Genomic DNA, 14160 nt, shown 5'->3' with positions numbered 1-14160 from the left:
GTCAATACCTCCGTTTCCGTTCCTTCATTTCCTGCAAAAAAACGAGGTAATGCTTGTAGCGGCTCGTTGCGATTTCCCCGTTCTCCACCAGTGCCAATACACGGCAGCCCGGTTCATGCTGATGAAGACAGCCGCGGAATTTGCATCCGGATGCCGCCCGCTTCATCTCGACGAAGCAGGAAGACAGCTCCTCGGCTTCCATCTGCAAAAAATCGAGCTGGCTGAAGCCGGGGGTATCCGCAACGAGACCGCCGCCATTACCTTCGAGAGCGATCAGCTCCACATGCCGGGTCGTATGCTTGCCGCGCCCGAGCTTGGAGCTGATTTCGTTCGTTTCCAGCGCAAGCCCGGGAACGAGGGCGTTCAATAGCGACGACTTGCCGACGCCGGATTGTCCGGAAAATACGCTGGTTCGTCCTTCCAGCTTGGCGCGCGCTTCCGCAATCCCTTCGTTCGTTCTCGTGCTCGTCACGATAACCGAATACCCTATTCCCTCGTACAGCCGAACGACTTCTTCCAGCGCCATCTGCTCCTGCGTATTCTCGCCCGGCTGTCCGTCCTCGGTAATCAGATCGCGCTTCGTCAAGCAGATGACCGTATCCAGACCGGCTTTCTCGGTATGGACGAGAAATTTGTCCAGCAGCTGCAGGTTGAGATCCGGTTCCGCAAGCGAGAACGCCAGCAGCGCCTGATCGACGTTCGCCACCGGAGGACGGATCAGCTCCGTCGTCCGGGGCATCACTTCATCGACCGTTCCTTCGCCGTTTTCCGTTATTTCATAGACGACCCGGTCTCCGACGAGAGGGGTGATGCCCTTTTTCTTGAATATTCCGCGGGCGCGGCACTGTACCGGGTCGGCTCCGTCAATCGCGGGCTTTACATAGTAATAGCCGCTCAACGCTTTTACGATTACGCCTTCGGGCATTCAGTTCCTTCCTCCTGTAGCCGGCGGAGTGGTGCCGGTCGGCGTTCCCGACGGCGTTTGAGTACCCCCGGTTGTTCCGCCGGTCGAAGTGCCGGAAGTCGGTTTATTGCCGCCTGTCGTTCCACCGGTAGTACCGTTGGTCGTTGTTCCCCCGGTTGTTCCACCGGTAGTTCCGCCCGTAGTACCACCCGTCGTTCCGCCCGGCTGCTGCCCTCCGGTTCCCGATGTGGTCCCGCCGCCGGTACTTCCAGTCGAACTTGTCTTGCCCGAATACGGAACCGTATCTACGTCGTAACGCTTGCCGTCCCGAATATAAGTGATCGATCCGTCCTTGCCCGGCGACAATACGAGCTGCACGTCGAACGTTTGCGTATCCGTAATTTTACGCGGGTTCCCCCACTTGATCTCGTCGCCGCGAGCATCGCTGTAAATGATCTCGATCGTGCTCTCCTTGCCTTTCTCGGCCGGCGGAATCACCTTGGACACGGTCACTTCTTTCGCGTCGGCGGGATATCCGGTGCTGACGAAAATTTTCACTTCGGCGCCGGGGGAAACGGGATCTTTCGGCTTGTACGGGAATTGGTCGTATACTTTCCCTCTCGGCTGCTTGTAGGTCCCGCCTTGTTCCACGATCAGCTTCAAGTCGTTAAGCTTTGCTCTCGATTGGGCTTCCGCTTCGGTCAATCCGATCAGGTCGGGCATCTGGATTTGCTCCTTGCCTTTGCTGACCGTCAGCTTGATCGCGACCGTCTTCGGATCGTACTCTTCGTCGGGCGCAGGCGTCTGCGTTATTATCGTCCCGGGCTCTTCGTTGCCGAACGATTCCACGGGGGTAATCTGCGACTCGGCGATCCCTAGCCGGATCAGCTCCGTTTTTAACACATCGTTTATTTTTTTGCCTCTCCAGTCGGGCATTTTTTGCTTCTCCGGCCCGAGGCTCACATACAGCGTTACCGTATTGTTGATCTTCACGCGCACCGGCGCCGGATCCTGCTGGAACACGATATCTTTGGCTACTTGCGCGTTGGTCTGCGTAACGACTTTGCTTGCGAGCTGCAGCGATTTCAGCTTCTCCTCCGCGTCCTTCACCGTCATGCCGACGAGATTCGGGATGTCCGTCTCCGGTACCTCGAGCGTCTCCTTTACATAACGGACTCCCATATACATAAGCGCAAGCAGCAGCAAGATCACGACCGTCCAAACGACCGGCTTCACCCAACCCCTCTTCTTCCGCGGCTGCTCCGGCTCGTCTTCGTCCGTCGTGTCTTGTACGTATTGATGATCCGCGCGGATAGCCGGGAGCACACGAGTTTTCTCGCTGTCGTCGTAATCGTCGTACTCGCCGGAAGAAAACGTGATTTTGGCCTCGTTCCGGCGCTCGGGAGTGAGACACGTATCGAAATCCTGCAGCATCTCCTTCGCCGAACGGTACCGTTCCTCGGGCTTCTTGCGCATCGATTTCAAAATGATGTTCTCGACGCTTTGCGGGATAAGCGGGTTCACCTTGCGCGGCTCCTCCACATCTTCCTGCAAATGCTTGAGCGCCACGCTGATCGGGCTCTCTCCGAGAAACGGAAGCCGCCCCGTCAGCATCTGGTACAAGACGATGCCTAACGAATACAGATCGGATTGCGCTCCGGTCAATGTTCCTTTGGCATGCTCCGGGGAAAAGTAATGGACCGATCCGACTACGGAGCCGGTCTGGGTAATTTGGGAGGCGTCCGCCGCGCGGGCGATGCCGAAGTCGGTCACCTTCACCCTGCCGTTTTTGCCGATCAAAATATTGTGGGGTTTAATGTCGCGATGGATGATCTGGTTATGGTGCGCATGATCGAGCGCGTCGCATATTTGACTGGCGATCCGGATCGATTCATCGACGGGAAGCGGCGCCCTTTCCTTGATCAGGTCGTTAAGCGTCTTGCCCTCGACGTACTCCATGACGATGAAATGCGTCTCGTCTTCTTGACCGACGTCGTAAATGCTGACGACGTTCGGATGCGAAAGCGACGCGGCCGCCTGGGCTTCCCTGCGGAACCGGCGGATGAATTCCTCGTCATGGACGTACTGCTGCCGCAATATTTTGACGGCGACTTTCCGATTGAGTAGATTATCATGCCCTTTATATACCAAAGCCATTCCGCCGCCGCCTATGCGGTCAAGGAGCTCGTAACGTCCTCCCAGCACATGACCGATCATGCACCACCCCTCCTATCCGGATCATTCGTTTCGTACGCCCGGTCGACCTCGTCGTTGGCGAGCAGAACAACCGTAATGTTGTCTCCGCCGCCTTCCTCGAGAGCGCGGCCGACAAGTTTGTCTACCTTCCACGCCAAATCTTGCCTGTCGGCGATGATTTGATGAAGCTCCCGTTCCTCGACAAGTCCGCTCAAGCCGTCGCTGCACAACAACAAAATATCCCCGCTCCGCCACGCACTGTGGATGACGTCGACCTCCACCTGCTTATCGGTTCCGAGTGCGCGGGTCACGACGTTGCGGAGCGGATGGACATTCGCTTCTTCCGGTGTAATTTGGCCGGACTTGACCAGCTCGTTGACAAGGGAATGGTCTTCCGTCAGTTGACGGATCGAGTCGCCCGAAACGAGATAAGCCCGACTGTCGCCGATATGACCGATGACCAGATCGTAAGACGTCGCCAGGGCGGTAACGACGGTAGTGCCCATCCCTTGGTAACGGGCTTGCTTGGAAGCGAACTCGAACACGGTATCGTTCGCCTTCGCGATCGCGCTGCGCACCGCATCCTTCCGCTCCTCCACCGTCATATCCGTCACGACCGTCTTCATTTCCGTCTCCACGAGCTCGATCGCCATCTGACTGGCGATTTCCCCCGCTTGATGGCCGCCCATGCCGTCCGCGACGATGGCGAGCGTAAAGCCGTTCCACTCGTCTCTCACTGCGGCCCGATCCTCGTTGATAAGCCGAATCAGTCCGGCGTCCGTACGATGCGCCGTTTGCATGTTTCCCTCACCTCACTGTGACTCCATGTGCTTAGCGCGCAGCTGGCCGCAAGCCGCGGCGATGTCGCTGCCGTGCTCCCGGCGGATCGTCGCGGGAATGTTGTGCTTTTCCAGAATGCGCTGGAAAGCGAATATGTCGTCCCGCTCCGTCCGTTTGAAGTCCCGCTCCAGCACGAAGTTGACCGGAATCAGATTGACGTGGGCAAGCGGCAGCATTTCCTTCATCACTGTCGCAAGCTCCTGGGCGTGTTCCGCGGAATCGTTCACGCCGCCCATGAGAGCGTACTCGAACGTAATGCGTCTTCCCGTCGTACGCAAATAGTATTTGCATGCTTCGACCAGCTCCGCGAACGGATACCGCCGGTTGACGGGCATAAGCTTGGAGCGCAGCTCGTCATTCGGCGCATGGATCGATATCGCGAGATTGATCTGCATATTCTCGTCGGCGAACCGGTAAATATTCGGCACGATACCGCTTGTCGAAACAGTAATGTGGCGCTGTCCGATGTTCAGCCCTTTTTCATGGTTCATCAGCTTCAAAAATTTGAGCATCGCCTCGTAATTTTCGAACGGCTCGCCGATTCCCATAATGACGATGCTGCTCACGCGTTCGCCGGTCGCATCCAGCAGCCGCTGAGCCTGAACGACCTGAGCGACGATCTCGCCCGCCGACAAGTTCCGCTTCAAGCCTCCGAGCGTTGACGCGCAGAACGTACAGCCGATCCGGCAGCCCACCTGCGTCGTCACGCATACGCTGTTGCCGTAGTCGTGCTTCATGATGACCGTCTCGATCGCATTGTTGTCGGACAGCTCGAATAAAAACTTGACGGTGCCGTCTTTGGACGCCTGGCGGGCGATTTCCTTGAGCGACACGAACTTGAACCGAGCGGCGAGCTTCTCCCGCAGCGGCTTGGACAAGTTGGACATCTCTTCGAACGACCCGACGCGCTTGACGTACAGCCAGTCGAACACTTGTCCGGCCCGGAAAGACTGCTCGCCGTTCTCCTTCAGCCACGTCTGCCATTCCTCGAGGGAAAGATCGTACGCCGATAACGTCTCGGGCACATAAGGCTCCAATGGTTTTAACGGTTTTAAAGGTTTCAGCAAAAACATCCCTACCCGTTGATAAAATTCACATGTCGGTTATAACACGCGCACGCGCGGATCATAGCGATTCCGTCGCGTTTCTAGTCCATTTTAGCATAACCGTCCGCATAGCTAAAGTTTGCACCTGATTGCGGCCTAATTCGCCTGCTTGCGCAGCCTGGCGATGAAAAATCCGTCGGAGCCGAAGCGGTGAGGGAGGACGGTAACCGTCCCGTCCGCGGCGACAATATCTTCCGGCAGCCGCGCCGCCATGTTCGCCGGAGGCCGCACCAGCGAAAAATCCGGATGGTCCCGGAGGAAACGCTCGATGACCCGTTCATTCTCTTCCTCGGAAATCGTGCAAGTGCTGTAAACGAGTATGCCTCCAGGAGCCAGAAGCGACGATACTCCTGATAGCAGCTCGGTTTGCAGCTTGGCGATCTCGGCGACATCGTCCGGACTTTTCGCCCACTTGATATCCGGCTTCCGGCGAATGACGCCGAGACCCGAGCAGGGCGCATCGAGCAAAATACGATCGAACGACTTGCCGCCGAGCGCTTCCGGCAGCTTCCGCGCATCGATCGTCTTCGTCTCGACCGACCGCAGTCCGAGCCGTTTCGATTGCGCTTCGATGAGCTCTCTCTTGTGCTCATGAAGATCGCAGGCGAGGATGCGCCCCGAATCGTTCATCAGCTCGGCCATATGCGCCGTTTTGCCGCCCGGCGCGGCACAGCAGTCCAGAACGTCCATGCCGGGCTTCGGATCGACCATTTCGGCGACGAGCATCGAGCTCTCGTCCTGAATCGACAATTCGCCGTTCGCATACCATGGCGTAAGCGCCATATTTCCCCCGCTCTCCACCACCACTCCGGCGGCGGACAAACCGGACGGGCGGGCGACGTATCCCGCTTCCTCCAATTGTCGGAGCAGCGATTCCGCCGTATGCTTCATGGCGTTTACTCTGACGCTGGCGCGGGGAGGCTCGTTATTGGACCGGCACATACGTTCGGCGGAATCGGCGCCGAATCTCCTTACCCAGTCGGCGACGAGCCACTTCGGATGGGATTCGGCCAGCGCGATCCGGGTTACCGGATCAAGCGAATCCGGAACGCGAAGCCCGGCCTTGCCGCGGATCACGTTGCGCAGCACGCCGTTGACCATTCCCGATATGCCGGCATGTCCTTTCCGCTTGGCGATATTGACCGCTTCATTAACTGCGGCATGCTCCGGAATGCGATCCAAATATAGTAGCTGGTATAAGCTAAGACGGAGCAAATTGCGGACCCATGGCTCCAGCTTCGCGATTCCTTTGGCGACAAATGGTTCCATATAATAATCCAACGTATTTTTCCGTTGAATCGTTCCGTAAACAAGCTCGGTAGCGAGCGCCGTCTCCGTCTTCTCCAGCCGGTATTTCTGAAGCGTCTGGTTCAGCAGCAAATTGCTGTAAGCCTGCTCCGTCTCGACGCGGGTGAGCACCGCAAGCGCGAGCTCCCGGGCTGAAGGAGGCTTGGAGCCTCCTCCACGCCCATTATTTTTCGCATCCGGTCGCGGACCTTTTTGTTTGCCCTGCTTGTTTGGTTTCGGATTGCTCGTTTTGTTCTGTTCTTGCTGCCCATTCGGTTTCAAATCGGTCAAACCCCCATTACGGTTCCGGGCGGGATCGGTGCGCCGCGCTTCAGCTCGGATACGCTCATCGCCTTCTTGCCGGCAGGCTGCACATGCGTCAGCCAGAGCGAACCGCTCCCCGTCGCTACCTCGAGACCGTCATCGGTCATCTGCAGGACGGTTCCGGGCAAAGCGGATGCGCGGCTGTCGGAAGACGGCTTGCGGCTCGCCCACACTTTGAACACTTCGCCGCCTAGAAGGGTGAATGCCCCGGGAGCCGGATTCAACCCTCTAATCTGATTGAACAGGTCGAGCGAAGACTTCGACCAATCGATCCGCTCGTCGTCGCGGCTTATGTTGGACGCGTAAGTCGCTTCCGCGTCGTTTTGTGGTATCGCCGTAATTCGCCCGGCCAGCAGATCGGGCAAAGTGTCCCGCAGCAGCCCGGCTCCGGCTATGCTCAATTTATCGAAAATCGTGCCGGCGGTATCGTCGTCCGTAATCGGCACTTCGACCTTGCTGATCATATCGCCCGTATCGAGCCCGGCGGCCATATACATGATCGTTACGCCGGTGACCGGCTCACCCTTCATGATCGCATGCTGGATCGGCGCGCCTCCCCGGTATTTGGGCAGCAGCGAGCCGTGTACGTTGATGCAGCCGTGCTTCGGCATCGTCAATATTGATTTCGGCAATATTTGCCCATATGCGGCGGTGACGATCAAATCCGGGCTGTAGCGACGAAGTTCTTCAACGGAGTCGGGATCGCGCAGCTTGTTCGGTTGAAATACGGGGATGCCGTGCTTCAGCGCTTCCGCTTTAACCGGAGTAGGTGTCAATTCGCGCTTGCGTCCTTTGGGACGGTCGGGCTGGGAAATGACGGCGACGACATCGTATCCTTCGTCGAGCAGCGTCCTAAGGGAAGGAACGGCAAAATCGGGCGTTCCCATGAAAACGACATTCATGTCTTCACTCCTCGCCTTTTCTTTGCCGTTCCTCTTCGCGGTACACGCTTTTTGCCAAATCGGTAAACAAGACGCCGTTCAGATGATCGACCTCGTGCTGGAACGCACGTGCGAGCAGCTCCGAGCCGGTGATTTCGATTTCATTGCCGTTTCGGTCCAGCCCTTTAATCGTCACTTTCATCGCGCGGTTGACGTCGCCTCGGAGGCCCGGGATGCTGAGGCATCCTTCCGGCCCGAACTGCTCGCCTTCCTTGCTGACGATTTCCGGATTGATCAGCTCGATAAGCCCGTTATCGTCCCCCACGTCGACGATGATGACGCGTTTCAATATGCCGATCTGCGGCGCGGCCAAGCCTACGCCTTCGGCGTCGTACATCGTATCGGCCATATCATCCAGCAGCTTGTGTATGTTCGGCGTTATTTTCGGAACCGGCTTTGCTTTCTCGCGAAGCACCGGGTCCGGATCTTTTACGATAATCCGAATAGCCATTCTATGCAGCACTTCCTCTCCAATACGGATTTATATCATTTCGCCGCCTATCCTACATGAGTACCTGCGGGTTGACGTCTATGCTGATTTGCAGCTTTTCTTGGCGCACCGTCTCGTCGAAAGCGGCGGCCGTTTCCGTCAGCATGCCGGAGACGTCGACACCCACCCGATATTTTACCATGCATTGGAACCGATATCTATCTTTGATTCGCGGGATGGGCGAGGCGACCGGGCCGTATACTTCAAAGTAGGACGGCTGCACGGGACTATGGGCCAGGCCGGTTTCCGCCTTATTCCGCGACCGCTGCCAGCAATCTTTCAGCCTCGCGACAAACGATTCGCCCGCGCGAACGAGCAAAGGCACCTGTTCGTGCGAAAACGTGATGAGCGCCAGCTCGCAATAAGGAGGATAGCCGCGCTCTCTCCTCATTTCCAGCTCGCTGTCGAGAAAAGCTTTATAGTCATGCCGGCTTGCCGTTACGATGCTGTAATGATCGGGCGTATACGTCTGGATGAACACTTCGCCGGGCAGCTTGTGGCGCCCCGCCCTTCCTGCTACTTGGGTAAGCAGCTGGAACGTCTTCTCTGCCGCACGGAAATCGGGCAAATGAAGAACCGTGTCCGCGGCGATGACGCCGACGAGCGTTACATCGGGAAAGTCGAGTCCTTTGGCGACCATTTGCGTGCCGAGCAAAACGTCGGCCTGCTTGTTGCGGAAACGGGTCAGCAGACGCTCGTGCGCCCCTTTCTCCGACGTCGTATCCACATCCATGCGGATGACGCGTATGCCGGGAAACAGCTTGCCGAGCTCCTCCTCGACCCGCTGGGTGCCTGTGCCGAAGTAACGGATATGCTCGCTGTCGCAGCTCGGGCACGTCTTCGGCTCGGGCTGCGACAAGCCGCAATAATGGCAGCGCATCGTCCGCGATACTTGATGATAAGTAAGCGAAATGTCACAATGAGGGCATTGGACGACGTAGCCGCACGAACGGCACATGACGAATGTCGAATAACCGCGCCGGTTGAGCAGCAAAACAGTCTGTTCTTTCTTGTGTAACCGTTCTTCGATCGCTTTATACAGCCCGCGGCTGAACATCGACCGGTTCCCTTCCTTCAATTCCTCGCGCAAATCGACGATATGGACGGCTGGGAGCGGACGCCCTTCCACGCGGTCGGCCATCGTCAGCAGCCGGTACTGCGAACCGCCTCCGTCTTCATAGTCCGACCGGCGGTTCACCGTCTTGGAGAAGCTCTCCAAAGACGGCGTCGCCGACCCGAGCACTACGGCCGCCCCGTGCCGGGATGCCCGCTGGATCGCCACATCCCTGGCATGGTATTTCGGACTTTCCTCCTGCTTATAGGAAGACTCATGCTCCTCGTCGATAATGATCAGGCCGAGATCGGCGAACGGGGCGAACACGGCCGAACGCGCGCCGATCACGACTTTCACCCGCTTCAAGCCGATTTTGCGCCATTCGTCGTACCTTTCGCCTTGCGACAGACGGCTGTGCATGACGGCGACGGCATCGCCGAAGCGGCCTTTGAACCGTTCGACCATTTGGGGAGTAAGGGAAATTTCCGGGACGAGCACGATCGCTTCGCGGCCTTGGTCGAGGCACTTCTGGATCGCCTGAAGGTATACTTCCGTTTTGCCGCTGCCGGTTACCCCATGCAGCAGGAAGACGTTATGCTCCTTTTTATCCAAAGCTTCGGATATCGGATCAAGCGCGTTGCGCTGCTGCTCGGTGAGCGGAAGAGGCGACGTTCTGTCGAACTTCCTGCCCTCATACGGATCGCGGAACACTTCCCGTTCCTTGATCGTGAGCCATCCTTTCTCCGCCAACCCTTTCATTGTACCCGCCCCGATGCCCAGCTTCTCGCTTAACTCCGCCAGCGGCGCCGGCTCCGGATTTTCGGAGAAATAGATCAGCAGCTCCTTTTGCCGCTTCGCGTTCGATGGAAGGCTGCGGCTTTGCGCAAGAAGCTCCTCCGCTTCCAGTGCGGGTTCGACGTACAGCATTTTTTTCGCCTGCAGCCGGTCTTTCACGGTCTGCACTTCCACGAGCGTTCCTTGCTCGAGCATCCGTTTCAGCAGCGGACCCGCAGCGGGAAAACGGCTCAGCATCGCTTCCGTCGATACGGCCGTTTTCTGCCGTACGAATTCGACGATCGCATCGTCCTCGGCACTTCCAGCGAACATGACCGCCTGTCCGCCGCCTGCGCCGGTCCGGTTCTGCCGCACCCGGCCACCGTCTTCCGCAACCGCAATCATTTTCTCGTATTTCGCCTTCAGCGCGCCGGGAATCATGGCCTGCAGCGCGGTTATTTCGTGGCATACATATGTACGGCTCATCCAGTTGGCGAGCTGCACCAGCTCCGGATTGAGAGGAGGCATCAGGTCGAGCACCTGCTCGATCTTCTTCAGCTTGCTCGCCTCCATGTCCGTCCTCTCCGACAGTCCGATAACGAAACCTTGCAATATCCGCGGCCCGAATGGAACGCCTACACGGCTTCCTACGCCGATCCATGTTTTCAGTTCATCGGGTACGACATAATCGAATGGCCGGTTCGTTTGCTTGGCGGGGACGTCGACAATGACTTGGGCGTAGACGGTGGATGGCCCGCTCTCTTCCTCCAAAGGCAGCAAAGCGCTCTCGTACAGGCCGGCATGAAGCGGTGATCCGCCCTTAGGCATCAGGCATCACTCCCGCCGCGGCCGCCCAACCGTTCGGCAACGAGAGCGAGCAGTCGTTCGGCCACCTCGCGCTTGCTCATCTGCGGCAGCGATGCAATCATCCCCGATCGGTCGAATATTTTGACAATGTTCGTATCCGTACCGAAGCCGGCTCCGGGCATCGTCACGTCGTTCAGCACGAGCATGTCGCTTTTTTTCCGCTTGAGCTTGTCGAGCGCATACTCTTCGGCATTATTCGTCTCGGCGGCAAAGCTGACGATGAACTGGTTCGTTTTGCGTTCACCCAGCGTCTCCGCGATGTCCGGGTTTTTCACCAGTTCGAGCGTCATCGTCTCGCCTTTCTTTTTGATCTTCGTGTCCGAACGGTGCGCCGGACGATAATCGGCGACGGCGGCGGCCTTGATTACTACGTCCGTATGTTCAAACCGCGCCATGACGGCGTCCATCATATCCAGCGTCGACTCGACGCGGACGACCTCCACCCCAGGCGGAACGTCGATAGAAGCTTTGCCCGTCACAAGCGTCACTCGGGCTCCCATCCGTTTGGCCGCCTCGGCGATCGCGTAGCCCATTTTGCCGGACGAATCGTTGGTGATATAGCGCACCGGGTCGATCCGCTCCATCGTGCCGCCTGCGGTGACCATTACTTTTTTGCCGGCCAACGGCGTAGAGGGGTTCAACATTTTCGTGATGGCCGTCATGATCTCCTCCGGCTCGGCCAGTCTTCCCTTGCCGACGTAACCGCAGGCTAGCTGCCCTTCTCCCGGCTCGATGAAGGAAACGCCCCGTTCGCGCAAAATGCGCATGTTGTCCGTAACCGCCGGATGCGCATACATATGCACGTTCATGGCCGGAGCGACAAGAATCGGCGCTTCGGTCGCCAGCAGCGTCGTACTGAGCATGTCGTCGCCGATCCCGTGAGCCATTTTGGCGATGATGTTGGCCGTTGCCGGCGCAATGACGACAAGGTCCGCGCTGTCGGCCAAATCGATATGCTGGACGACGGAGGCATCCTTCTCGTCGAACGTGTCGATCGCCACATCGTGGCGCGACAACGTTTGGAACGTAAGCGGCGCGACGAACTTCGTTGCGGAGACCGTCATAATGACGCGTACGTCCGCTCCGGCCTGCGCCAGCTTGCTGCACAGCGCCGCCGCCTTGTAGCATGCGATGCCGCCGGTTACGCCGAGAACGATCGTTTTCCCCTTTAGCATTCGTATCCTCTCCCTTACTCCGGAATATGAAGCGTGAAACTTGCTTCCGAATAGAAAAAAATAACAACCTGCCAGAGGTTGTTCATGCGGGACTAACTATTCGTTAGACGTTTTCTTTACGGCGTCTTTGTTCTGAGCTTCCACATTGATGTAGTCGCCGTATATTTCTTCCAGCGCGACACCGACGTATTTGCTCGCGTGAGCGTCCTTCAAGTCCGTTTTCGAACCGTCCCGAAGCATTCTTGCCCGTTTGGACGCAGCGACGACAAGCGAATACTTGCTGTCGACTTTATCGATAAGCCGGTCGATCGATGGGTATAGCATAGGGTTAACGCACCTCTTCCATCCATGATTTCACATAGGGCATTATACGTTCGCGCTTGCAATGCTCGGCGGTAATGATGGAACGGATGCGCTCGCAAGCCAATTCCACTTGATCGTTTACCACCGCATAATCGTAATGCTCCAGCAGACGGATCTCCTCCGCCGCGACGGACAGCCTGCTGCGGATCGAATCGTCGGTTTCGGTGCCCCGGTTCTCGATCCGGTTTCTCAATTCGCCGAGCGACGGGGGCATGAGGAAGACGAATACGCCTTCCGGAAACCGCTGTTTCACCTGCATGGCGCCTTGCACTTCAATCTCGAGAATAATATCTTTACCGGCATGAATCGTCTCGTTAACGAAGCTGCGGGGCGTGCCGTAGCAATTGCCTACATACTCCGCCCATTCCAGCAGTTCGTCCTTATCGATCATGGAACAGAATTGTTCCTTCGATTTAAAGAAATAGTTTATCCCTTCCGTTTCTCCCGCCCGCGGCTTGCGGGTCGTTGCGGAAACCGAATACACGAGTTCCGGAGCCAGCTTGCGGAGCATGGAGCAGACGGTACCTTTGCCTACACCGGACGGGCCGGATAGCACGATCAAAAGGCCTTTGTCCGCATTACTCGTCATGATCATCGTCCTTATTGTTCGTAAGTCTGTGCGCCACCGTCTCCGGCTGCACGGCGGACAAAATGACGTGATCGCTGTCGGTGATGATCACCGCGCGGGTACGTCTTCCGTACGTCGCATCGATCAGCATATGCCGGTCGCGCGCTTCTTGGATGATCCGCTTGATTGGAGCGGATTCCGGACTTACGATCGAGATGATCCGGTTTGCGGACACGATATTTCCGAAGCCGATATTGATCAATTTAATGGCCATCATTGCCCTCCTACGCATTCAAGACCGCGCGGTCCGTTTCGCCGGTCCCGCGACAGCCTTGCACTATTCTTGCCTAATGCCGCAACGCTCATACTTTCGAAGACGGCCTTCATTCCATATTTTGCGCTTGCTCTCGCATTTTTTCCACAATCGCCTTCATCTCGACAACCCGAACCGTAATGTCGATGCTGTTCGATTTGGAGCCGATCGTGTTGATTTCCCGGTTCATTTCCTGGATGAGGAAATCGAATCTTCTCCCTACGGGCTCGTCGGCGGCTAACAAGTGCCGGCATTGACCGATGTGGCTCGATAGCCGGTTCAGCTCTTCCCCGATGTCGGACCGGTCCGCCATCAAGGCAACCTCCGTCATCAGCCGCGGATCGTCCGGCTTCAGAACGACGGCGGAACCAAGCAGCTCCGCAAGCCGCTCTTGCAGCTTGACACGGTAATCCTCTACCGCTCTCCGCACAAAAGCACCCATTCCTTGCAGAAGGTCTTCCAGCTCGTCCAACCGTTCCGTCATATACCGGGAAATATGCCGGCCTTCCGTTTCCCTCATTCGCATCATCGCGCTTACGGCTTCGCGAACGCATTCGAGAAGCGGCTCCGCCAATTGGGCGGTCTCCCGTCCGGCTTCGCGGAATACGATCAGCTCCGGGAGCGCCATCAGTTCCTTCAGCGTAAGCTCGTCGCTTAGTCCGAACCGTTCCTTCAGCTGTCCCGCCGCTTGACGATAGCTTTCCGCCTTCGCCCAGTCGATCTCGATCGATGCCGGCGCGCCCGCTTCCTTTTCTATGGCGACAAAGGCGTCCACCTTACCCCGCTTGACGGCATGCCCAATTTCCCGCTTTACTTCGTCTTCCAACGAAAGCCACTCGCGGGGAATCCGTACTGCGATTTCCGAATAACGGTGATTGACCGATTTCAACTCTACCTGCAGCCGGTAACCGCAGGCGGATCGGCCGGATTGGCCGAATCCGGTCATGCTGCGAATCAT

13 protein-coding genes are annotated in these 14160 nt (G+C 57.5%); all 13 read right to left on the bottom strand.

All coding sequences use genetic code 11. The annotated features are described in order from the left end of the window. Position 1: 1 nt before the first annotated feature. Positions 2 to 925 carry a ribosome small subunit-dependent GTPase A gene (gene rsgA / locus FE783_RS02795; protein WP_138877811.1) on the bottom strand — a complete coding sequence of 308 codons (924 nt, stop codon included), beginning with the start codon at positions 923 to 925 and terminating at the stop codon, positions 2 to 4. After that, on the bottom strand, positions 926 to 3121 hold the full coding sequence (gene pknB, locus FE783_RS02790; RefSeq protein ID WP_138877810.1) for a Stk1 family PASTA domain-containing Ser/Thr kinase: 2196 nt from the start codon (positions 3119 to 3121) through the stop codon (positions 926 to 928). Beyond that, positions 3118 to 3900 (bottom strand): Stp1/IreP family PP2C-type Ser/Thr phosphatase, encoded by a 783-nt coding sequence (locus FE783_RS02785; RefSeq protein ID WP_138877809.1) that lies wholly within the window; start codon positions 3898 to 3900, stop codon positions 3118 to 3120. Before FE783_RS02785 ends, pknB begins: the two co-directional genes overlap by 4 nt. Positions 3901 to 3912: 12 nt before the next feature. Beyond that, positions 3913 to 5004, bottom strand: a complete 1092-nt coding sequence (gene rlmN / locus FE783_RS02780) for a dual-specificity RNA methyltransferase RlmN (RefSeq protein WP_238402864.1) — start codon at positions 5002 to 5004, stop codon at positions 3913 to 3915. Between the two features lie 138 nt (positions 5005 to 5142). Continuing rightward, positions 5143 to 6615, bottom strand: a complete 1473-nt coding sequence (gene rsmB, locus FE783_RS02775) for a 16S rRNA (cytosine(967)-C(5))-methyltransferase RsmB (RefSeq protein WP_138877807.1) — start codon at positions 6613 to 6615, stop codon at positions 5143 to 5145. A gap of 5 nt (positions 6616 to 6620) precedes the next feature. Continuing rightward, the gene (gene fmt / locus FE783_RS02770; protein WP_138877806.1) at positions 6621 to 7559 is read right to left on the bottom strand and encodes a methionyl-tRNA formyltransferase; all 939 of its coding nucleotides are present in this window, start codon (positions 7557 to 7559) and stop codon (positions 6621 to 6623) included. 4 nt (positions 7560 to 7563) lie between these two features. Beyond that, on the bottom strand, positions 7564 to 8049 hold the full coding sequence (gene def / locus FE783_RS02765) for a peptide deformylase (RefSeq protein ID WP_138877805.1): 486 nt from the start codon (positions 8047 to 8049) through the stop codon (positions 7564 to 7566). A gap of 52 nt (positions 8050 to 8101) precedes the next feature. Further along, a complete protein-coding gene (gene priA / locus FE783_RS02760) occupies positions 8102 to 10744 on the bottom strand; it encodes a primosomal protein N' (RefSeq protein WP_138877804.1) in 2643 nt (880 codons plus the stop codon). Further along, the gene (coaBC, locus tag FE783_RS02755) at positions 10744 to 11958 is read right to left on the bottom strand and encodes a bifunctional phosphopantothenoylcysteine decarboxylase/phosphopantothenate--cysteine ligase CoaBC (protein WP_138877803.1); all 1215 of its coding nucleotides are present in this window, start codon (positions 11956 to 11958) and stop codon (positions 10744 to 10746) included. The genes priA and coaBC overlap by 1 nt, the downstream gene beginning before the upstream one ends. A gap of 96 nt (positions 11959 to 12054) precedes the next feature. Then, a complete protein-coding gene (rpoZ, locus tag FE783_RS02750; RefSeq protein WP_138877802.1) occupies positions 12055 to 12282 on the bottom strand; it encodes a DNA-directed RNA polymerase subunit omega in 228 nt (75 codons plus the stop codon). A 4-nt stretch (positions 12283 to 12286) separates the two neighbouring features. Further along, the gene (gene gmk, locus FE783_RS02745) at positions 12287 to 12910 is read right to left on the bottom strand and encodes a guanylate kinase (RefSeq protein WP_138877801.1); all 624 of its coding nucleotides are present in this window, start codon (positions 12908 to 12910) and stop codon (positions 12287 to 12289) included. Continuing rightward, the gene (gene remA, locus FE783_RS02740) at positions 12900 to 13163 is read right to left on the bottom strand and encodes an extracellular matrix/biofilm regulator RemA (protein ID WP_110840413.1); all 264 of its coding nucleotides are present in this window, start codon (positions 13161 to 13163) and stop codon (positions 12900 to 12902) included. The genes gmk and remA overlap by 11 nt, the downstream gene beginning before the upstream one ends. 109 nt (positions 13164 to 13272) lie before the next feature. Beyond that, positions 13273 to 14160: a YicC/YloC family endoribonuclease gene (locus FE783_RS02735; RefSeq protein WP_138877800.1), complete on the bottom strand. Its 888-nt coding sequence runs from the start codon at positions 14158 to 14160 to the stop codon at positions 13273 to 13275.

Source organism: Paenibacillus mesophilus (genome assembly GCF_005938385.1).
Lineage (GTDB): Bacteria > Bacillota > Bacilli > Paenibacillales > NBRC-103111 > Paenibacillus_AB > Paenibacillus_AB mesophilus.
The sequence above is the reverse complement of the archived record's forward strand: the minus strand, read 5'-3'. Positions and strand labels throughout refer to the sequence as shown.